The organism is Yersinia sp. LJYL362 (assembly GCF_048323875.1).
The window spans coordinates 1-21,060 of record NZ_JBLWEX010000285.1 but is presented as its reverse complement, the minus strand read 5'-3'; the positions used below and the strand labels follow the sequence as shown (position 1 = coordinate 21,060).

Below are 21,060 nucleotides of genomic sequence, written 5' to 3'. Positions count from 1 at the left end.
ATGAAGACGAAATTAATAATACTCATCCTGATTATGCCTTAATCATAAAAAATAACAGGGATAATATTTCTGTCACTCCTGCTCCCTATAGTGAAGTTGCTTTTTACCTTTGGGCAATAAAAATAATCAGGGAACTTAACATGCACATGAAAAAATTCAGGTTGGCACTGCTGGCCAGTAGCATCGCATTCAGTACCCCTTTGTGGGCACAGGCCGTCGAAGTCCCCGCGGCTCTTGCCGGTCACGCTGTTTTGCCCGTGAAGTCGACGGTTGCGACCCCTTCGGATGCCCCGACGGATTTACAGCAAAGTGGCAAATACACCAGTGGTCAACGCGTTAGCGCATTAGGCACTGTAGCCGGTAAATCCGCCGATCGTCTAACGGGTATTGGGTTGCCGATCACCGGCCAACCCCTGCAAGGCCATTCTGGAATAAAACACATGCCGGATGGCACCTATTGGGTACTGACCGACAATGGATTTGGCAGCAAAGCCAACTCGCCGGACGCCATGCTGTATCTCAATCACTATAATATTGATTTCAAAAATGGCAGCGTCACGCCACTGCAAACGGTGTTCTTGCACGATCCCGATAAAAAAGTTCCCTTCCATATCACCAATGAAAGCACTAAAAAACGCTATCTGACCGGCAGTGATTTTGACCCAGAAAGCTTCCAGTTTGCCGATGATGCGCTCTGGGTGGGGGATGAATTTGGCCCCTATCTGATTAAGGCCGATTTGAACGGTAAAGTGCTGGCCGTGTTTGAGACTCAGGTTGATGGCAAGGTGGTGAAATCACCTGATAATCCAACATTGACGTTGCCAGGTGCGCCGGATGGTAAACAAAACTTTCAGGTAGCGCGCTCCAAAGGATTTGAAGGGATGGCAGTGTCACCGGATGGCAGCAAACTGTATCCCATGCTAGAAGGGGCGCTGTGGGAGGGGGAGCAATTTGAAAACATTGATGGCAAACGCTACCTGCGAGTGCTGGAATTTGATGTTAAAAATCAAGCATGGACAGGGCGCAGTTGGCAATATGTTCTGGAAGATAACCAGAACGCCATTGGTGATTTCAATATGATTGATGCGAACCATGGATTAGTGATTGAACGCGACAATGGCGAAGGGACAGCGGATAAAGCGTGCACTGCAGGGGCTGCGACGGATAAATGTTTTAGCAAAATAGCGACGTTCAAACGTGTCTACAAAATCGCATTCTCGGCTGACAATGTCGGCAAACCGGTAGAAAAAATCGCATATATTGATTTGCTGAATATAAAAGATCCGCAGAATCTGGCACGTAAACCGCTAAATAATGGCGTGCTGACATTCCCGTTCTTTACCATTGAAAACGTTGATGTGGTGGATGCCAACCATATCATTGTCGGTAACGATAATAATTTCCCGTTCTCCTCCAGCCGTCAGCCTAATGAGGCGGACGATAATGAGTTTATCTTACTGGATGTGAAACAGTTATTGAGTCAGTAGCTGACTCAACTCTTCCTGACCAGCCCGTGTAGCGCGGGCTTTTACTCTGGAACATCATGCTTCATACTGCACGGTTGATGCTTCTCTGACTTGCCGCTCAAGAATATTGAGTGTTTTGGATAATACGTTTTCTTGCTCTGTAAACCATTGATCCTTGTCGGGCAGAGAGGTGGCCAGCCGCCATGACTCTTCATCCTCCAGAGTTTTCAGCTCGTGTAATATCGCGTCAATTTGTTTTCTAACTTCACCTATTTTTCGCCGCAACCGCTCAAGATCATCAATCAGATCACTGGCCATCAGTGGCTCAAGCCCTTGTTTTAAACTTTCCAACAAAGCATGTATTGCAGGGAAATCGCCGCGTTGGCGGGCTTGATTAAGCTGGACCATCAGCTGATGAGCTTTCTCTTTAAATTCATCCGCGACTAAATCAGGATGGCAGAGCCGGCTAGCTTGCCGCCACAATCGTTTGAGTTCCTGGCGCTGGTGAGAAGAAAGTTTCTTGTCATTATTGAGCCGCTGCTCGGCATCTGTTTGTTTTTCCTGATAACTTTCATATTTCTCTTTGGCGTCTTCACGGGCTTTGCGCGTTGACTCAGTATTACGCGTACAAAAGCTGTTTTCCAACTCTTTAATCTCTGCCAGCAATGCGGTAATCAACTCGGTTTGTTGCTGAATCCGGTTTCGAATCTCAATAGTTTCATTCGAGATGGTAGCAAGTGACAGCCAGCGTTGTTTTAGCGCCGCAAGCTCATCGATGGCTTGAGAAATATACTGCTGACAGTTGCGATAATCGCGCTCTCGGCGACGGGCTTCCGCCTCGGCTTTACGCAAGGTACTTTCTGCTAACTGTTTACGCAAATTGAGAATTTGCTTCATCAATGGGCCAAGCCGCACCAGATAAAGGTCATTAAAATCATCTAGCAATTGAATACGTTCATTGCGTTTATCAATTAAATCGCTTAACTGTGCCTCCAGCGCTTTCAGCTCAAGTTTACAAGCCGACAATTCGATATCTTGCCACTGCGTAACCCCTTGCTGACTTCCTAGCCAGGCTGAAATAGCCTCCAGAGCCTGGGTGAATTTTCCTTGTTCAATCGCCATGACGATAAAAACAAGCACGGCATCCTGAGTCTCACTTTTAAGATAAGGGAGTTGATGTCGAATAATGTCGTCATCTTCAAGCTCAATACCGCTTTTAATGATCTCCAGCCGTTTAATGAGTTTTTTCATAAATATAGAATATGCTGATAGCGTAGACAGGATACCTACATACTAAACAACGGCTTCACATTGTTCCAGATGAATGAGGTGGGATCTCGCACCGATAGCCAGATAGTTAAGTCGGCATGTGCTATAAATCACATTCAACGCGTCGATGAAAAAATCTAAGTGAGAGTCAAGGGCAGGGAAGTGATGATTGTCCAATACTGCTACGCGAATTCTGCCCCACTAGGGTACTGCAATAAACACAGAATTCACGTAGCGCGATCTGATGAATATTATCTTTTAAATTCAATTAATTAAACTTCTCATCTCTCAATTTGCGGTTTAGATAAACTCCCTAACCCATTGCACAGCAAAATATTGAAATAGCGTTTTAAAAAACGTAAGATCTCAATTCACTCCGAATATTAAACTACCCAAAGTCACCAAAATGAATAAACACCAAGCTCGTGGTAGCGCGGCAACCGCAAATAACATTCAGTTCGGGGAAAAACAAGTGAATGCCAACACCTCCGGCTCATCGTCGCGGCATGTGTTTCACTCTGCACCGTTTAGACATTTATTCTTCGCTCGACTTCTCACGGTATTAGGTAATGGCATTGCGCCGATCGCATTAGCTTTTGCTGTATTGGATATTGGCGGTTCCGCCACCGATTTAGGTTTAGTGGTTGCCGCGCGATCAATTTTCAACGTGGCTTTCTTGTTGATTGGTGGGGTACTTGCCGATCGCTATTCGCGAAGTATTGTTTTGCTATCTTCCTCCACCATTGCGGCCTTATCTCAGGGGGTAGTTGCCTGGTTGGTGCTTGATGGAACCGCAACCATCATCGGATTGGCGGTACTGGGAACAATTAATGGTGCAGCAGCGGGCATCGCGCTACCGGCATCTTCCGCGATGGTGCCACAAACTGTTCCTGCATATCACCTCAGAGCCGCCAACGCTTTTATTCAAGTGGGTATCTACGCAGGAACCGTGATTGGCGCTTCCTTGGGCGGCATTCTGACCAGCACTATTGGGCCGGGATGGGGCTTAGCTGTCGATGCTTTGGGATTCGCCGCTTCTGCACCGCTCTATTTTTTCATTCGCACCCACTCGGTACAGTCTCTAGAATCACACACCAACATCTTGCAGGACCTGCGCGAGGGTTGGAAAGAATTTATTGCCCGCTCATGGGTTTGGACTATTGTTGCCCAATTCACCATTATTAATGCCGCTTTCAGCGGTGTAGTGATGATCCTTGGCCCCATCATTGCTGATGCTTCATTTGGTCGGGCAGGTTGGGGCATTATTGTTGCAGCCGAGAGTATTGGGCTGATCATGGGTTCATTCATTGCGCTGCGCTGGCGTCCACGACGTGATTTGTATATTGGTGTCATCCTGGTTTCGCTTTGCGCGATCCCCATTTTGCTTCTCAGCATGGTTTCTTCAACATTCATTCTGATGGGGGGATTTTTTGTAGCCGGGTTGGGGTTTGGGCAATTTGGCGTGGTTTGGGCAAATTCTCTGCAAACTCATATTCCTGCCGATAAACTCGCGCGTGTTTATGCCTATGATGCGATGGGTTCATTTGTGGCGATCCCGGTCGGTGAACTGGCCGCTGGCCCGCTGGCGATGCATTACGGCAATTCAGCCGTTTTATTGGCCTCGGCAATCGCGGTGGTTGTCGCGACTGTTGCGGCCAGTTTGACACCGGCGATCAGGCAGCTTGATAACGGGCCTAAAGTGAAACCATGCGACCATCAACACTAATCGCGTTAGTGGCAAAATCTGGCGGAGTTAGAGGGCAGGGAGCGGCTATTTTCCAATACCGCCATGTCAATTCTGCTCTTCTAACTTGATATTATTTATTTGAATACGGAATTAACTTTGAACGCAAGGTTTTACAAACTTAGGCGGGATGTATAAATCTAAGCCTAAGTGACCACAATATTCTCTAAACATATTTATGGTTCTAACACCGGACTTTTCGTATATGAGTCTTAATTTATTTTCTATTGTTCTATGTGATAAAGACAGTCTTTTAGCAACCATTTTAGATGTCATTGGCTGTAATATGAAAAAAATTATCTCAAGTTCTTTCTCGTTGAAAAGGTCGGTGGGCGGGGTCAATGTCAATACTGAGGGTGCACGACGACCTATATATTGAGAAAGAGAAATGAAATTTAATTTACTGGCATTTGTTAATGTTCCTATACATTCACCAACTTTATTGTAAATTGGAAACCTGGGTAAATAATAAGGTTCTAATATTTTGTCTCGTCCATAAAAATTGGTTGAAATAATGGCTACTCGTTTTCCACTTTTCTCCGCTTTTCTGTCATTGGCTTGATACTGTTCAGCAAATTCCGCCCAACTCGCAGGGCATTCATCATCTAATCTTCCCTCAATATCAAAGTCAGCGGGTAAACTTAAAAAGTCTAAACCAGCTTGATTTACATACACATAACGGGATTCGCAATCTCTTACAACCCAAGGTTCATTACTGTACTCCATAATAGAAATCAGGGGCAGTGAGTTTAGGGATTCAACAATTAATTTTTTTTCATTCAGTGGCTTATTTTTTTCATCCATGACTAACTGAGCCTCTCAAGTTTTACTTTACTAAAATAAAAGAAAATTTGACGATTGATTGTAACTATTTAAATCCTACTCCACAGAACTGGCGACTTCAAGATGGTTTCATTTATTAATTCTTTTTTGGATTAACTTTTTAGCCTATAAGTTCTTTATCATAATATTGCTAAATATAATAAATTAAATACTAATTACTTTATGATACTCAATTCAATACTTACAGTGAGCCAACAAATATCGGCAGAATATTCGAGAATAAGTGCGTGCTTTTTTGTGTCTGTCGTTTAGCAAAATCTGACGGGCAATCATGCTGTCAGTTATACAGATTTCACGTAGCGCCGCCGGTCAATAATGAGGGAAGGGACTTTAATTTGTCATTTTGCTATTTGTAGCTGGAGTATGGATCACCAGAACATAACTCTGCTTAACGGATTACGGGCGGGTTAATAGGATAAACCCTTAGCGCATAAGTCGGGTTCACTCACAGATAAGTAATTTAACATAATATACATTATACGCACCAAGGTAGGGGTAGGCAGAATCCAGGTTTTTGGTTGCTGTCATGCATGTATGATTGGTTCAGATATCTGGTTAACGTCCGTACAAAAAGCCTTCTGGAATGTGCAACTATGAAAATATTGAAAACAATGGCAATGCTGGTCGTTCTGGGGACATTATCCTCCGGCGCGATATCCGCCGAATTATTAACCAAGGAAGATCTCAATAATAACCCGCTGCAGTATGAAAAAATTGGCAATATCGTTACTGCTAATGAATTAGCCCTAATGGATGCTAAAGCTGAGTTGTCCAAAAAAGCCGATGAATTAGGCGGCGATTATTATGTCATTACCTCAGCAAACACTGAGAATAAGATCCACGCAACGGCTGATGTGTATAAGAAAAAGTAGTGATGATGAACCAAGTATTAAAGTTATAGCTGGCTGGTCTATTCACAGCCAGCTTTATCTTTCAGTACCGCATACACCACGTGACGTTGTCACAATAAATCCCCCTTTTTAATCCCGGTATGCTCAAAATATGTCAGTAAATTGTTCGGATTTGAAACGTGATTTCATTGTTTAAACCAGCACGCCTGTTTTTCGCCAAATCAGTGCGTTATCCATCTCTATTCCGGCTTGCAGCATGAGCCAATCTAACGCTGTCACCCCGTCAAAAGTGCCTGGCCCTGCTCTGCCCTTATTGGTCGCGGGCGCTTTCTTTATGGAAAACCTGGATGCGACGGTGATTGTTACCGCCATGCCACAAATGGCTTCGGCATTTGCTCATTTTCTGTGCATCCGATTGATATGAATATTGGTATTTCTGCTTATATTCTTACTTTGACGGTGTTTATTCCTGCCAGTGGTGCCGGGTGGAAGCGAAGCTGCGATTTGCGATATTTGGGCTATGTACGCAACCGGTCGTTATCGGACAGCCACAATAATACCGTCCGAAACTGAGCAAAATGACTTTCGTACGTGTCATTCCATTAGTACACCATTTTCGGACGGTTAAGTAACTAAAACTAAATATGACTAAAGTTAAGTTATAACAATGAGTTGTTAGATATGTCGCATTTTTCAGCTTGGCTTTCATTGGGCCAGAAAGAAACCAAGAGCTTGCTATTAGATTAATATTCATTGATTTTAAAATTTACTATACAGGCGTTTTATCAAGATCTGATCTAATAGAAGAATTTGGCGTTTCTGAAATAACTGCGAGCAGGATTATAGCTGAATATAAAAAATCGTACGTTTTCGTACGGTTGGGCTTCAGACCCCTTCTACTTCCCCCCCCTCAAAATTAGTCTCCTAATCATAACAAATCGACTATAGTTTAAATGTACTTGAACTATATCGACTAGGGGGTTGTTAACGCCACCAAAGTGGCGAATGCGAACAGCCACGAGTTTTTCGTTAGCCAAAGAAGGATAGATTATGACCCACAAACACTCAATAGACGAACACCCCGAGAACGATGAATGGCCTACTCACGATGTGGCTCAGGAATTCAATAGCCAAAAAACCGCTTTAACCACAGGAAGGGTGACCAAGCCATTGATGATCGATGACCCTCTGGTCATTACTTCTGCTTTCGTTGTGGCTGCGGGGACTATTATAGCTGTCCCCTATGCATCTGTTGGAACCGGCATTATCGTATTGAATAGTTAAAGGGAATGGATTGACAGGCGGAGATCTTATTTTGCTCAAAAAGGGTCAATATTTAGAATGGAAGATTGACGATTTAAATAAAGAGTCTAATTACAGTAACGCATTCTTTAACGGCTTGTATAATAGCAGGTTATGGTATTGCGCCCCTCGATCAGCAGGTGTCAAACTCACCATCACAGGCGTGAGCTCCTATGCCACTTCCATTCTGTTTGAAAAAATCCTTCAGCTGACAGGAGATTCCACGACAAACAGAAATAAGCTACGTCACAAGGATTTATTGCAAGTACCGGTTAATGCAGAAATTCAACTAGGCGGGCAAGGCGATGGAATTGATATTTATGTTAAGGTAGAAATGCTGGGTGCTCCTGACAACTATCAATGGGTTGATGGAGAAATTATTCTGGATCGACTTGAGTTTGCGCGTAAATTCTGACACTTAGGTGTATTAGCTCAGACCTGATCTGACAGTTACCGGTTATTTATACAGGTGTCTGTCAGATTACATCTGGCTTAAATTCTTCTCAGCCCAGATGCGCTTTCCATCAAGTAATGTTTCCATTGGCGTCCGGCCACAGCACACTTTTCCCTGATGTGTTCGCTCATTATTATAATAAGCCAGCCATTCATCAAGATCCGACTGCAATGTGCCGAGATCGCTATATCGATTTTTATCTTTCCCCTCGGCGTAATACCAAAGCGGCTCATCGATTCTTGAAGAAAATGCTGGGCAACTTACGGGATTGGGAGCAGCCGAGACGTATTATTACAGATAAGGCACCGACCTATGGCAGAGCACTGGCGCTGCTGAAACGTGAGGGCAAATGTCCACCTGGCGTTGAGCATCGACAGGTGAAATACCTCAACAACGTGATTGAATGTGATCACGGTAAGCTGAAGCGGATAATCAATCCGATGTTAGGCTTCAAATCCATGAAAACGGCTTATGCCACGATCAGGGGTTCCACGCCCAAACCGCCGAAAATTCCGGCACTACGAATTAGTCGATTTTTGAAGCATGTTTGGTATATGTTGACGTGTACGTTTATGGTGCCGTGAATGAGAATTTATCCGTACCAGCTATGTGAGACGTTGCAATCAGCCACTTTCCGCTGCAAACGGCTATTTCTTTGCTGTCCGGTTGACGAAGGTCTTACGTACAGGCAGCCGAACGCCAAAATTAGCGTCACGGGAATTTCGGCAGTTCGGCCTGATGGTAGCGAAGCTACAAAATGCGACATTTGGTGTTTATCATAATGTCAGGTTTTACACAGCCAGAGCTGACGAAGCAGCTCTGATTGTTATGCTCTGAGATGATTATGTAATCACCAATAGAAAACGGTTATGTGAAGTTATAGACAACTTGCACAATTACGGTTTTCTCACCATTCAAAGTACCGACATAAACAGATTCCTGAGGATCAGCTCTGCGCCAACACACTGACTCAAAGTCACATTTAGCCCGCTTGTATCCTATGGACGTCAGATAATCTTCTATTTTACTGGTATCTTTCGTATCGTAGAATTTCACCGCATACACATGCGTCGCAGGTCCTGTTATGTTTGCAAAATCAAAGGAATAACGGAGGGAAATTCGCGGCATTTTTCTTAGTATGTCAGGAGTATAAAAATCATACTCCCGTTTATCCTGCTCGGTATAGTGAGCGCTACCGGCGAACTCCATTTTAACCCATGGCCAGGCACAGGTGAGCGTAACAGCAATAACGATAATTGCACCACCAAATATCTTAAGTGACTTACGCATAGGGTAATGTTCCCCCTTTAGCTTTGTCTATATATGAACCATAAGCGCTGGCGATACCTACTATCCCCGAATGGAAGTCACTCCAGGGTCTGACTGTCGTCATAAATTTCGGTAGAACACCTTTTCGAGGCCTGGCATTAGGGAATTTTTCAGGGTCGGGGAATAAAAGTGGCAAAAAGGAATCGTTTTTCCAGGAGCCAATCTTTCCGTAATAATCCCATCTTTTTAGTGCCTCTGCTTTGCTGACAGGACGCAGTAGTTCAAAGGGATTAGACATGCTGACAACACGGTAAAAACCCAGCAAATCTGACACCAGATCCTCTCCGCTGAAGCCACTGTCCGTTGCCAGATTGATGGGGAACGATGCCTGCAATCCTTCAAACTTCCGGGCCAGTGACATCATCATTGCCAGTGCAATGCTTCGGCGGTCGAAATACGAACGACCTCGTTTGATACGCCAGGTAATAAATTTACCCATTTTCATAGTTCTGGTCGGATCGACCATAGACTGTGAATAGGTAATGTCATAGCGTTCCTTGCCTGAATATTCTCCAGAATCAATATCTCTCAACAGCGTTCTTATATCAGTACCCTGAGCATGACCGAGATCAATCCATCCGAGGACTTCGGTATATATAAGGCCATATTTAAGATGACTTTGACGACCATCAATAATATCATTTCTTTTACTCATCCTTAATTTCCTTTCCTTTTTAATTTATTAAAAAAATCAACTACTTTGTCCTCATAGAATTTTATATCCTTGGTCGAGCCTTTGGGCATGTTTTTAACGGCAGGGGTAGCAGATAATGTTCTTAATTTGTTGAGTTACCTGCTTTTACCCTGAGAATAGTCTGCCGTGTGGTACTGAATTCACGGGCCACAGAACTCACAGTCATCCCCATGCTGAGTCGTTCCAGGACCGATTTCTTTTGTTCATCATTCAGCGCGGAGGGGCGTCCAAAACGTTTCCCTGATGCCCTGGCCCGTGCAATACCGGCGTGTGTACGCTCGATTAGCAGATCCTTCTCAAACTCAGCGACAGCCGATATCACCTGCATGGTCATTTTTCCCGCCGGACTGGTCAGATCAACGCCGCCCAGCGCCAGACAATGAACCCTGATACCCGATGCAGCCAGTTGTTCCACTGTTTTCCTGACGTCTATTGCATTTCGTCCAAGACGATCCAGTTTGGTGACAATCAGCACATCGCCATTTTCCATTCTGTCGAGCAGGCGGGTAAATCCCGATCGCTCGCTGGCAGCAACGGAGCCACTGATGTGCTCCTCGAGCAGTCGCTGAGATTTGACGGCAAAACCGGCAGCCTCTATTTCCCTGTGCTGGTTTTCCGTGTTCTGCTCCAGTGTGGAAACGCGGCAGTAGGCAAAAACGCGTGACATAGTGAAAATTCCGTCCGAAAAGGATGTCCGAATCATAATGCATATCCGAAACTAATTTCACTTACTTTCGGACAGTATTAAGATCCAGTGTACAAAACCGAATGATTTTGAACACCATCAGGCGGCCAACGCCAGCCGCTGATCCATATTCAGTTCGATACGGCCATACGGATTAACATGGTGGTATATCAATGGCGTCAGACCACGCCAGTCTTCTTCAGTCATACGCTGACGCCAAGTCGGCTCCGACAGCACATTCTGGATCAACAATGTGTTGATATAGACCAGACTGATTTGCAGCAGATGCAATGACAGCATCGATATCTCCTGATCCGCTGTCCGGTTGCGGGTAAATTCACCGTGCTCACCATAAATAATAAAATCATTGGCGCTGTTCCAGTTTTCCACGACGTTGAGGCCCGCATTAATTTCACAACGCAGCGACTCATCTTGCAAATAGCGACAGAGGAAGATGGTCTTAATCGCTTTGCCCAACTTTTGCCCATGGCTGTCCACATACTGGTGGTTGATTTCCATGTCGGTTCAAGCACTTCCCGACTGGCCGATGTGCGAAATAACGACGAGAAATGCTCTCGTAAATCCACCTCCTTGAGTATGTCTATCAACTCCAGATCGGCCCAGCGCTGGCCAATCTCCTGCTTTAGTGTTGCTGTGTTGGGGGGCTCAATCTGTTTGCCCAGCGGAGTCAGGTGGATACGATTTTTCCCCTGTTCCCTGATGCGAAGTTTGGGATTATCTGGCAGGCTTTCATTTAGCGTACCGAGCCAGTGGCGCATCCTGTCTTTGATTTGAGTAATAAAGGTTGTCGCATCAGTGGGATGCCTGCAACAGGGAATAATAATAGGCCCGATTAGTAGCAAAATCGGCAGGGAGATCCTCTGCCGGATCACGATAACGGTCAGCGCCTGTGACCCAAATTTCTTTGTTACGCAGACTCTTACGTAAAGCCCGTAAAACACAAATTTCATAGTTGATACGATTGATCCGTTCTTCACCGGATTTGCCCTGTACGATGACAATATCCTGCCATTTTTTCTGAATAATACCAGACTGAAACTCAAGTCGGTCCAGTACCTTTATCACGCTGGATTCCTTTGTTGTGTATTAGTACTAGCCTGCTATTAGGTGGGTTGGCGGTTTATCGCGCCAAACGGCAGATTACACCGCTGATTGACCTGTGGGCTTTACGATAAAAAGTTACAGCGTCACAATTTGGAGTGGCAGTTTGTACCGCATCGCGATCGGTGCCGTGCCCTTTTTACTGCCGTTACTGTTCCAGATTGGATTTGGCATGAGCGCTTTTCATGCTGCTTTATTGGTGTTGGCCGTTTTTGCCGGTAACTTGATGATGAAGCCTTTTACTTCAGCCATCTTATATCGCTTCCGTTTCCGTTCTACCTTGTTGGTCAATGGGTTACTTAATGCGGTCACTATCTTCTCTTGTGCGCTGATCACCCCAGATACACCTTATGTATTGATTATATTGCTGCTATTTGTCAGCGGATTAACGCGGTCAATGCAGTTTACCGCACTCAATACCTTGGCCTACTCTGAAATTCCAGCACCGAAAATGGGCGGTGCCAATACCTTTTCCAATATGATTCAGCAGTTGGCGATGGGACTGGGTATTGCTATCGGCGCTCTGGCTCTGCGTATCGCCGAGTGGTTCCATCCCTATCGGGCGGGAATGATCCCATTGGAAAACTTCCAGATAGCATTTGTGGTTATTGGGGTGGTCGCATTACTATCGATAGTGGATACATTAACACTTAGCCGTGATGCGGGTGATGAAGTGCGGAAAAGACCGTCCAGACGTTGAGCTAAAACCGTGCTTAACCGTGTGTTAATCATATCAAATTATACTATTGGCAACGAAAAATAAGGAATGTATATGATCGTTTTCGTCACAGGCGCGACCTCCGGGTTTGGTGAAGCTATCGCCCGCAAATTTATCATTCACGGTCATCAGGTTATTGCCACTGGTCGTCGTCAGGCGCGGTTGGACGAATTGAAAACTGAGCTGGGTGAACAACTGCATACTGTGCAGTTAGATGTTCGTAATCGCACGGCGATTCAACATGTTATTGACCAACTCCCCGCTGAGCTGAAAAACATTGATGTGCTGGTGAATAATGCTGGTTTAGCATTAGGTCTGGAACCGGCTCATAAAGCCAATGTTGAAGATTGGGATACGATGATTGATACCAATACCAAAGGTTTGGTGAATATGACGCGTGCATTACTCCCTGAGATGGTGGCACGCGATGTCGGCCATATTATTAATATTGGTTCTACTGCGGCTAACTGGCCTTATGCGGGCGGTAATGTGTATGGCGCGACCAAAGCTTTTGTTAAGCAATTCAGTCTGGGTCTGCGTGCCGACTTGCATGGCACACACATTCGCGTCACGGATATTGAGCCAGGTATGGTGGGCGGCACGGAATTCTCTGCGGTGCGTTTTAAAGGCGACGGCGAGAAAGTGAATAAAACCTACGATGGCGCTAACCCATTAACACCGGAAGATGTTGCCGAAGCGGTATATTGGGTGGCCACATTGCCTGCTCGCGTCAATATTAATACCCTGGAAATGATGCCGGTCAGTCAATCTTTTGCCGGATTGAGCATTCACCGCGAAAGTTAACCCGTATTTCAGCCATTGCAGTTTGGGGCGTCCACCGCCCCACCCTTAATTGACCCGCCAGCCCGCGACAATAATCAACATCCCGACCAGCGCCACGCCCGCCCCCACCCAATCAAATAGCGATAGCTTCACACCATCAACCACTCTCAGCCAAATTAACGCCGTCGCGACATAAACACCGCCGTAGGCCGCATAGACCCGGCCACTGGCGGCGGGATGCAAGGTTAATAACCACACAAACAGCGCCAGACTTGCGGCGGCGGGCAGTAATAACCACATGCTTGCCCCTTTTCGCAGCCATAAATAAGGCAAGAAACAGCCAATAATTTCAGCCAATGCAGTGACAAAAAACAGCAACGACGTCTTTAACATGCACCCATCCCTCTTGATACTGCCCCTAAAAACAACACCCACCTGGTGTGCCAGACTGCTGGGAAAGTCAAAGAACCCCTGACAATTCGCCAGTTGTTGTTGACTGGTTTATATACCGCGACCAATGATATAATTCTCTCTCGCGAATACTGTGCCAGTAAATTATATGATGATTTCGCATCACCGACTCATAAAGGATTTAAGACGATGACAATAACTCACCTGGCACGCCTGCTGCGCGCTGTTCTACCATTTGCCGTGCTGGCTTTACCACTGGCATGGCAAGCCCCTGCGTTAGCGCAATCAGCAACTTGTACTCAGGGCAGTACTTGTGTTTCTGTTGGCGGGAACAATGACCCCATGTCAAAAGAACAAGCGCGCCAAAGCCAGCAACAGTGGGATGATACCCATCGCCTGCGTAATAAAGTGAATAATCGGGTTGAGAAGAATTTTGATAAATCCGATCGTGCCGAAGATGCAAAAGACAATTGCGATCGTAGCACAAACTTCAATGCCTATTGGGAACCGAACACGGAACGTTGCCTGGATCGTTTGTCCGGCCACCAGATTAATCCGTAATTGGCGGTAATGGTTCGGATTGACTTGAGGTTATGTCAAGGAGCGCTATTCTTAGGTTAGGCAAGCTATTCATCCACATAAGGATTTTATGATGAAAAAAACGCTTATTATCAGCACATTGTTATTATCTCTGGCCCCTTTGGCTGCGTTGGCATCCTGTGAAAGTGTCAAAGCCGACATCGCGCAAAAGATTATCAGTAATGGCGTACCTGAATCGGGTTTTAAACTGGATATCGTCCCTAACGATCAGGCGCAAAATGCGGGTGGACAAGTGGTTGGGCATTGTGAAAATGATACTCAGAAAATTGTTTATACCCGTATAACTGACAGCGAATAATTTTTCTATTGTATTAACAGGGCGTACCTCGCGGTGCGCCTTTCTCTTTTATAGCGCCCCTAATTTGTTTTATATGAATATTTACTGGTCATTCATTTGATGGCAGTAACAATCTATGAGTGAGATTCAGTTAGCAGTGATAAAATCAGTGAATGCCGCTTGGTTGCGGGGTTTGAAGCCCAACCGTACGAAAACGTACGCTAAGTACGTTTTTTAAGCAAAGCTGGCTGTGAAACTATCGTTACTTATAGCGGCTAAAGCCCTTATGTTCGGTGAATGAATAGCGGCACAGAAGTGCCACTATTTATCTTATTTCACTCTTATTAGAAATTGTATTTCGCCCCTAACATCACTGCGGTATCGCTGTAACCTTTGTCGCCCAATTGCTGGCCGACGTTACCCCAGATATTCAGTTGCTTGTTCAATTGCCCCTCAACACCTAGTTTCAACTCACCGATGTTTTTCGCGCCGGCTTGTTTCACGTCAACGGCGTTCATGCTGGTACCGAAGTCTTTGGCGTTATGGATCCAGTTGGCTTCCACAAACGGTTGGAACTCGCGATCCTTGCCATTATCACTTTCGTGGTTGCCTTTCATATAAGAACGCAGCCCCAGACGGGTCTGGATATTACCGTCGCCTTGACCACTCACCTGAGTACCGTTTGCTTCACGGTGCTCGTCAGCCTTCACACCCATCCAGGTGATTTGGGCTTTCGGCTGGATAAAGTACGTTTCATTCTTAGACTGATTTTCACCGATCTTAAAGGTGTAGCCGCTCTCGACCGACGCAGTGATCCCTTTCGATTTATACTCTTCCGTCGCCAGACCGTCGCCCTGCACGCCATTGTTAAACCAGCTGTACTGCGCCCAACCGTCAACATACAAGCCCGACTTGTCTTCGTCGTTGGCATACCAAGTGCTGTACACCCCGGCGGTGTATCCATCAACCGAACCACTCGACTTATAGCCCGATTTTGCGTGGGTGTCGCTCTTGCTATTACCGTAACCGGCCATCACACCCAGGTGTAAATGGTCCAGACCATCGTTGCTCCACTGGGCGATATCGCCGCCCAATTGCATCACATAGCGGTTGCTTTGGGTTTTCAACTGACCACTGGTGTCACGTGAACGGTTATGTCCGCCTTCGTTACGCAGCCACATGCTGGTCACTTTCTGCTCGCCAGTCAGTGCGTCGATATACTGTGTTTCGCCCAAACGATCGTGCAGACGCGTTACAAACATATTATTGGCTGCGGCCAGGTTCGCGGTGTAGCTGCCGGCTTCAGGGCGTTTAGTTTCCTCGCCTGGACCCACCGGGTTTTCCGGGTCGAACGGCAAATTGCTCAAACTGGTCAAATACCAATTACTGGCATTGGTTCCCACCCCCCGTGCCAGAGAGTAATCATACGCGCCTGCCACAATACGGCCGCTTTGCACGAAATCACCGTCTGACAGGCCGTTCACCTGAATCAATTCAATGCCGTTCAGTGTTGTAGCACCACTCCCCCCTGCATTCGTCACACTTACAAGTGTATTACCGGAAGTGTTCCCCTCTACAATCATTTTATCGGTCACAGAGTTATCGTCATTTAATTCAGTGTTAAATAACAGATTTCCATTATTACCAATATAGTCTCCATGAATGGTTAATACATCAGCGGCTACTGGATTTGAAAAGTTAATTGTCCCCGCGTTTGTCAACGCGGCGACGTCAGAACTGGCCATCATATTCCAAATGGCATTACTACCAATACCCACTTGTCCACCATTACGCGCTACACCATTCCACTGTGTATTGCTAATGCTTAGATTGGCTTGGCTGCCCATACCTGCCTGGATATCGCCATTTAAAACCATATTGTTAGCATTTATATTAACAATACCAAAGTTTGTTAGGCCAGTATCCGTATCTGCATTGATTAGTATGCCATTGTTAATAATACTGCTGTTATTAAGGGTTGCATTTATTGTTCCACCAAGAGCATTAAATGTTTTACCATTAATACTGTGCAAATTACCATCCTGTTGATTAAAGTTAACCACTGAAGAGACATTGCCGCGATCAATATTAATGGCATCAGCATTTTCGCCAGACGTCTGTATATCGGTATTATTGGCTGTCACCACTCCACTAGTGCTAGCTTGAATACCCATGGCATTAGCTCCAGTTGTGATAATTTGACTATTTGATAATATAACATTGGCACTCGTGCTAGCAAAGACTCCACTACTTTGATCGCCGATAGTTGCTATCATACCACCATCTATGGTTATTTGAGAGTTGTTAGAAGTAGCAGCAATACCGTTAGCAGAAGAACCGTTTGTTATAACATTACTATTGACAAGCATCGCTGTGGCACCTGACGTAACATTAACACCGTTACTGTAATTGCCCTGCGTCTGGATTGAGACATCCGTCAGATTCATCTGGCTATTGCTAAGAGCATAAGCACCATAAGATCGGTTAGATTGATCGGTTAGACCATTAGTTGTGAGATATGAGTTCGAGATATTAACGATAGCACCAGTTTCAGCCATTAAGGCGATACTGTTTCCTTGATTTGTTTCAATGGTAGTACCTGTAATATCGACCTGAGAGGCCGATGCAATAATACCATAACCACCTGTGGTAGAGTTTAATATCTGAATTATACTGTCAGTAATGGACGCATACGAATCGGTATCTCTTACGCTTATACCGCCAGCCCCTGATACTCCCGAGCTGGTAATGGATGTATTAGATAATTTTAACTGCCCGCCAGTCGCGACAACCACAACATTAGCGTTGATACCTGAAGTTGATAATGTACTATCAGTGATGGACATGACCCCATTTTGATTAACATAGGCAGCATTAGCTCCGGAACCTGAGCTAACTACCGATGTATTATCCAAACCTACCTGCCCACCAGTCAGGGCTACAACAACATGACTGTTAATACCTGAACTTGATAACGTACTTCCAGTGAGGGATATGTCTCCATCGAGCTGAGCATAGGCAGCGTAAGCTCTTTGGCCTGATGTTGAAGCCGTAATAGGACCTGCAGCAGTAATTTGGCCGCTATTCAGGGCCCACAGCGCTATACCAGGAGTATCGGGGGCAGTAGTCATGATCGTCGTATCTGCAGGAACCTCCAAAGATATCCCATCAGCTTGTTGCTGGGCGGCAAGTGCAGGGAAAACAGTGATCATTACAGTAAAAATGGTAGCAGAAGTAAGAAGTAACGCTTTACTGCTGTGTCTATTCATCATGGTCATTGCAATCTGACTCAGGCGCGAAGGACTCCTCAATCCAGAAGATGTATTGACAGTTTTAGAACAGAATGACTTGGTTTTTTTACCTGACGTAGAGAATTCAGATGCAACGTCATAGCGACCTAGTGCACTATTCCAAATAACTTTAAATACTTTATTCATGGTGTAACTCTCATTAGATTTAGACCTGAATATTAAGCTATACCCATTTATAGCTTAATATTCACAGGGGAAATTAGAATATCTCATTATTGCTTAATAGCTATTCTCAATTTACTTTATACATATAGATATTAATATAGGCAAAATGGACGACATTAGTAGGAATTTTCCTGCACCATGTGTTATTTTAAATAAGTTATTAATTTAATGGAGTTTCCTTAATAGTTCTCACCCCATTTTTTCATTATCGATCTCTTTTGAGCACTGACTGTTTTTTAGTATTTTTGCTACACTTGTCCATCATGATCTAAAAGTGAGCCACAGTTATGCTTTAAAAGTGCGGCACTTTAAGTGCTAGTTTTTGAACCTAAATGATTCATTACCTGTTTCAATAATGTCACAATGATGAACCAGTCAATTCAATAAGGCTGCGGTCATCTTTTCATCGGTAAATAGTTTTACCCATTCAGAGAACGCCAAATTAGTTGCTATCGTAGTGCTGGTATGCTCATGCCACTGACTGATTAAATGAAACAATAAAGCACCTCCTTTTTGACTAAAAGGCAAAAGCCCTGCTCATCTAAAACAATTAAATCCAGCTTTGTCAGTTGATTGGTTAATTTAAATTGTTTACTTTGTTTGTCCAGTTCCAGTTTATTGACTAGATCTAATACATTCCAGAAACGAACTTTAAACTCATTAGTGGCCGCATTTATCCCTAAAGCAGCGGCCAGATACGTTTTACCTGTACCAGGACCGCCAACAAATATGAGGTTGCGTTTTTCTCTACACAAAATAACTCGTTAATGACTTTGCTTCTGTCTTCTGGGTGTGTGGCGGTTTGGATGATCTGATGATATTGGTCCAATAGAAAACTGTTTAACTCATCAATGCTATTAAAAGTCAGGGTCGGTTCAAACAGTTGTTTTCGTAATCACTCATGCTAAATTAAAGTTTGATGGATATATTACCTGGCTATTGCGGTGAGATCTAAATACTTTGCTAACGGCTTTTGTTCTGCATGGGGCAAATAAGGTAGTTGCCCTAATTGTGGTGCAGGTAAACTTTCGCGTAACATTGCAATAGTTTCAGCGTAATGTGCCAGCCCTGGATTAATACGATTGGCGACCCAACCTAATAATGGCAATCCATCATTAAGAATAGCTTGAGCCGTTAATAAGGCATGGTTGATACAGCCTAATTTAATGCCGACCACCAAAATGACCGGTAATTGCTCTTGAATCACCCAGTCAGAATAAAAACGTTGGTCATTCATCATGACTTTCCAGCCGCCACATCCCTCAACGACAACCGTATCGGCTTTGGTTGATAATCGCTGCAATCCTTCCGTCATTTTATTGTAATTAATGAGGGTGTCGGAGCACGCATGGATAACATCCCCTGCGAGTGGGTATGGGTTAACTTCTTGATAATCTACATCAATAGAGGATGAGGCTTGTAAAATCAGTGCATCTTGGTTACGTAATCCATCCGGAGTTTCTTTACTCTCCGTCGCTACCGGCTTATAGCCTACTGCTGTTCTGCCATTTTGGCTTAAGGCCTGAAGTAAGGCCCGTGACACTACGGTTTTACCAACAGCTGTGTCGGTACCCGTCACAAAAATACGCGTTAACATAACAATACTCCGCAATCTGGCCACTTCGACTCACGTCTTTCCGCCTAATATTAGCGAAATTGGTAACATGGATAAAAGTCTAGGCGATGCCGACCACAGACAGCTTGCGTTAGCGCAATGTTTTGCCGAACTGAACACGTTTTTTGGTGAATAACCCTCAATAATATGAGAAATACACCCTATATACTCACTAATAATTAACTCTTAATTATTAGTGATGCCCTATCCTTGCAGTAATTTCACCAATAAAGAGCCATTATATAACGCTTCTTTTACCAGCGCGGCCCCGGGCATTGTCCCTTGGTTAAAGAATTCAGTCGGCTCAACCAAAATATGTTCACTGTATGCTGGGAGTGCTTGTTGGCGAATACAAGATGCAATAGCAGGATGCAGAATAGAAGCCGCTTTATTTAATGGCGAACCGACCAGAATCTTTTCCGGATTAAATAAGTTGACCATAATGGCAATAATGCGCCCGACACTGTGGCCAACGCCCAAAATAATATCTTTGGCTAATTGATCGCCAGTCAACGCGGCATCACATAAAGACTCGACCGTCAGTGGTGAGCCATGTAATAACGAGCTCATTGAGCCATTTAAGCGTTGTTGGGCAATTTCCAGCATATTCTCAATGCTGGCAACCGTCTCAAGGCAACCATGATTACCGCAATAGCAGCGTTTGCCATAAGGGTCAACTTGGGTGTGACCTATTTCAATCACACTGCGGCTGCCTGCGTGTAATACCCTGCCAGCGGTAATCACTCCCGCACCCACATTATGGTCAATCACCACTTGAATGACATTCTGACAGCCGCGCGACGCACCATACAAGGCCTCTGCCATCGTCCAGGCGCAAATATCATGTTGCAGATAAACGGGTAGTCCCGTTCGCTGCTCCAATGCCGGGCCAAGTAGCATCTCATCCACGTCATAAAATGGCATTTTATGCACAATGCCCGCAGGTGCATCGATGATACCCGGCATGGTAATAGCGATAGCCGTCAGCCGTTCAAGCTTTTCCTGATAGCGGATAAAGAATTGATCGACTTCGCTGAGAATGCGGTTGAGTAAGGGTTCTGAGTGGCTATCCGGTAAGGGGATTTGATCTTCAACCACCAGTTTACTGCTGAGGTCACGCAGCGCGAGAGTTATCGAACCCCGGCTAATCCGTCCGGAGACATAGTGCCAAGCTTCGGTATCCAGCACCAAACCAATGGCAGGCCGCCCACGGCTCCCGACATCTTGATATTCGGTTTCTTTTACCAAATGAGCTTCAACTAATTCCCGCACAATCTTGGTGATACTGGCGGGTGCCAATTGCGCCCTCTTAGACAGTTCAATACGGGATATCGGGCCGAACAAATCAATCAGCCGATAAACGGCCCCTGCATTGGTCTGCTTGATTTGATCAATATGCCCAGGCTGTCCATCCGTTATCA

At 45.0% G+C, this 21,060-nt stretch carries 17 protein-coding genes and 7 pseudogenes; 11 read left to right on the top strand and 13 right to left on the bottom strand.

The window, feature by feature from the left end; genetic code table 11:
• The first annotated feature begins 140 nt into the window (after nucleotides 1–140).
• On the top strand, nucleotides 141–1,487 hold the full coding sequence (locus ACNSO8_RS19190; RefSeq protein WP_418395546.1) for an esterase-like activity of phytase family protein: 1,347 nt from the start codon (nucleotides 141–143) through the stop codon (nucleotides 1,485–1,487).
• 54 nt (nucleotides 1,488–1,541) lie between these two features.
• Here ACNSO8_RS19190 and ACNSO8_RS19185 read toward each other — a convergent pair whose 3' ends face one another.
• Entirely contained in the window at nucleotides 1,542–2,717 is a 1,176-nt protein-coding gene (locus ACNSO8_RS19185; RefSeq protein ID WP_418395545.1) for a DNA repair protein, read from the bottom strand.
• Between the two features lie 490 nt (nucleotides 2,718–3,207).
• Between ACNSO8_RS19185 and ACNSO8_RS19180 the strand changes: the two genes are divergently transcribed.
• Nucleotides 3,208–4,461 carry an MFS transporter gene (locus ACNSO8_RS19180; protein ID WP_418395560.1) on the top strand — a complete coding sequence of 418 codons (1,254 nt, stop codon included), beginning with the start codon at nucleotides 3,208–3,210 and terminating at the stop codon, nucleotides 4,459–4,461.
• Nucleotides 4,462–4,572: 111 nt separating this feature from the next.
• Here the strand turns inward: ACNSO8_RS19180 and ACNSO8_RS19175 are convergent, their stop codons facing one another.
• Nucleotides 4,573–5,283, bottom strand: coding sequence for a helix-turn-helix transcriptional regulator (locus ACNSO8_RS19175; RefSeq protein WP_418395544.1), 711 nt, complete (start codon nucleotides 5,281–5,283; stop codon nucleotides 4,573–4,575).
• Nucleotides 5,284–5,915: 632 nt separating this feature from the next.
• Between ACNSO8_RS19175 and yahO the strand changes: the two genes are divergently transcribed.
• The 4 genes and pseudogenes from yahO to ACNSO8_RS19155 all read left to right on the top strand — a co-directional run bounded on the left by yahO (nucleotide 5,916) and on the right by ACNSO8_RS19155 (nucleotide 7,890).
• Nucleotides 5,916–6,194: a DUF1471 family periplasmic protein YahO gene (gene yahO, locus ACNSO8_RS19170; RefSeq protein ID WP_418395543.1), complete on the top strand. Its 279-nt coding sequence runs from the start codon at nucleotides 5,916–5,918 to the stop codon at nucleotides 6,192–6,194.
• Between the two features lie 235 nt (nucleotides 6,195–6,429).
• Nucleotides 6,430–6,653 (top strand): annotated as a pseudogene (locus tag ACNSO8_RS19165) (MFS transporter); the annotation flags it as partial.
• 570 nt (nucleotides 6,654–7,223) lie between these two features.
• The gene (locus ACNSO8_RS19160; RefSeq protein WP_418395542.1) at nucleotides 7,224–7,457 is read left to right on the top strand and encodes a hypothetical protein; all 234 of its coding nucleotides are present in this window, start codon (nucleotides 7,224–7,226) and stop codon (nucleotides 7,455–7,457) included.
• A gap of 10 nt (nucleotides 7,458–7,467) precedes the next feature.
• The gene (locus ACNSO8_RS19155; protein ID WP_418395541.1) at nucleotides 7,468–7,890 is read left to right on the top strand and encodes a hypothetical protein; all 423 of its coding nucleotides are present in this window, start codon (nucleotides 7,468–7,470) and stop codon (nucleotides 7,888–7,890) included.
• Nucleotides 7,891–7,956: 66 nt separating this feature from the next.
• Here the strand turns inward: ACNSO8_RS19155 and ACNSO8_RS19150 are convergent.
• Nucleotides 7,957–8,109: pseudogene (locus ACNSO8_RS19150) on the bottom strand (IS481 family transposase); the annotation flags it as partial.
• On the opposite strand from ACNSO8_RS19150, the pseudogene ACNSO8_RS19145 reads away from it, so the two are divergent.
• Nucleotides 8,109–8,513 (top strand): annotated as a pseudogene (locus ACNSO8_RS19145) (DDE-type integrase/transposase/recombinase); the annotation flags it as partial. The pseudogenes ACNSO8_RS19150 and ACNSO8_RS19145 sit on opposite strands and share 1 nt — an antisense overlap.
• 283 nt (nucleotides 8,514–8,796) lie before the next feature.
• Here the strand turns inward: ACNSO8_RS19145 and ACNSO8_RS19140 are convergent.
• The 4 genes and pseudogenes from ACNSO8_RS19140 to ACNSO8_RS19125 form a co-directional block, all read right to left on the bottom strand.
• Complete coding sequence (locus ACNSO8_RS19140; protein WP_418395540.1) at nucleotides 8,797–9,219, bottom strand: hypothetical protein; 423 nt, start codon at nucleotides 9,217–9,219, stop codon at nucleotides 8,797–8,799.
• Nucleotides 9,212–9,913 carry a hypothetical protein gene (locus ACNSO8_RS19135; protein WP_418395539.1) on the bottom strand — a complete coding sequence of 234 codons (702 nt, stop codon included), beginning with the start codon at nucleotides 9,911–9,913 and terminating at the stop codon, nucleotides 9,212–9,214. The genes ACNSO8_RS19140 and ACNSO8_RS19135 overlap by 8 nt, the downstream gene beginning before the upstream one ends.
• Nucleotides 9,914–10,034: 121 nt before the next feature.
• Entirely contained in the window at nucleotides 10,035–10,619 is a 585-nt protein-coding gene (locus ACNSO8_RS19130) for a recombinase family protein (protein WP_418395538.1), read from the bottom strand.
• 117 nt (nucleotides 10,620–10,736) lie between these two features.
• Nucleotides 10,737–11,687: pseudogene (locus ACNSO8_RS19125) on the bottom strand (Tn3 family transposase); the annotation flags it as partial.
• 29 nt (nucleotides 11,688–11,716) lie between these two features.
• Between ACNSO8_RS19125 and ACNSO8_RS19120 the strand changes: the two are divergent.
• A pseudogene (locus tag ACNSO8_RS19120) lies at nucleotides 11,717–12,459 on the top strand (MFS transporter); the annotation flags it as partial.
• Between the two features lie 72 nt (nucleotides 12,460–12,531).
• Nucleotides 12,532–13,281: a bifunctional NADP-dependent 3-hydroxy acid dehydrogenase/3-hydroxypropionate dehydrogenase YdfG gene (gene ydfG / locus ACNSO8_RS19115; RefSeq protein WP_418395537.1), complete on the top strand. Its 750-nt coding sequence runs from the start codon at nucleotides 12,532–12,534 to the stop codon at nucleotides 13,279–13,281.
• Between the two features lie 45 nt (nucleotides 13,282–13,326).
• On the opposite strand, the gene ACNSO8_RS19110 is transcribed toward ydfG, so the two are convergent.
• Nucleotides 13,327–13,653, bottom strand: a complete 327-nt coding sequence (locus ACNSO8_RS19110; RefSeq protein ID WP_005165757.1) for a YnfA family protein — start codon at nucleotides 13,651–13,653, stop codon at nucleotides 13,327–13,329.
• 207 nt (nucleotides 13,654–13,860) lie between these two features.
• Between ACNSO8_RS19110 and ACNSO8_RS19105 the strand changes: the two genes are divergently transcribed.
• Nucleotides 13,861–14,232, top strand: coding sequence for a DUF1283 family protein (locus ACNSO8_RS19105; protein WP_418395536.1), 372 nt, complete (start codon nucleotides 13,861–13,863; stop codon nucleotides 14,230–14,232).
• 91 nt (nucleotides 14,233–14,323) lie between these two features.
• On the top strand, nucleotides 14,324–14,569 hold the full coding sequence (locus ACNSO8_RS19100) for a DUF1161 domain-containing protein (RefSeq protein WP_418395535.1): 246 nt from the start codon (nucleotides 14,324–14,326) through the stop codon (nucleotides 14,567–14,569).
• A 323-nt stretch (nucleotides 14,570–14,892) separates the two neighbouring features.
• Here the strand turns inward: ACNSO8_RS19100 and ACNSO8_RS19095 are convergent, their stop codons facing one another.
• The 5 genes and pseudogenes from ACNSO8_RS19095 to mlc form a co-directional block, all read right to left on the bottom strand.
• Nucleotides 14,893–17,985, bottom strand: a complete 3,093-nt coding sequence (locus ACNSO8_RS19095; RefSeq protein ID WP_418395534.1) for an autotransporter outer membrane beta-barrel domain-containing protein — start codon at nucleotides 17,983–17,985, stop codon at nucleotides 14,893–14,895.
• Nucleotides 17,986–18,402: 417 nt separating this feature from the next.
• Nucleotides 18,403–18,773 (bottom strand): annotated as a pseudogene (locus ACNSO8_RS19090) (ATP-binding protein); the annotation flags it as partial.
• Nucleotides 18,767–18,919: pseudogene (locus tag ACNSO8_RS19085) on the bottom strand (IS21 family transposase); the annotation flags it as partial. The pseudogenes ACNSO8_RS19085 and ACNSO8_RS19090, both read right to left, overlap by 7 nt.
• Before the next feature lie 33 nt (nucleotides 18,920–18,952).
• Nucleotides 18,953–19,621, bottom strand: coding sequence for a dethiobiotin synthase (gene bioD, locus ACNSO8_RS19080; protein ID WP_418395533.1), 669 nt, complete (start codon nucleotides 19,619–19,621; stop codon nucleotides 18,953–18,955).
• A gap of 222 nt (nucleotides 19,622–19,843) precedes the next feature.
• On the bottom strand, nucleotides 19,844–21,058 hold the full coding sequence (gene mlc, locus ACNSO8_RS19075) for an ROK family transcriptional regulator Mlc (protein WP_418395532.1): 1,215 nt from the start codon (nucleotides 21,056–21,058) through the stop codon (nucleotides 19,844–19,846).
• Nucleotides 21,059–21,060: the final 2 nt, after the last annotated feature.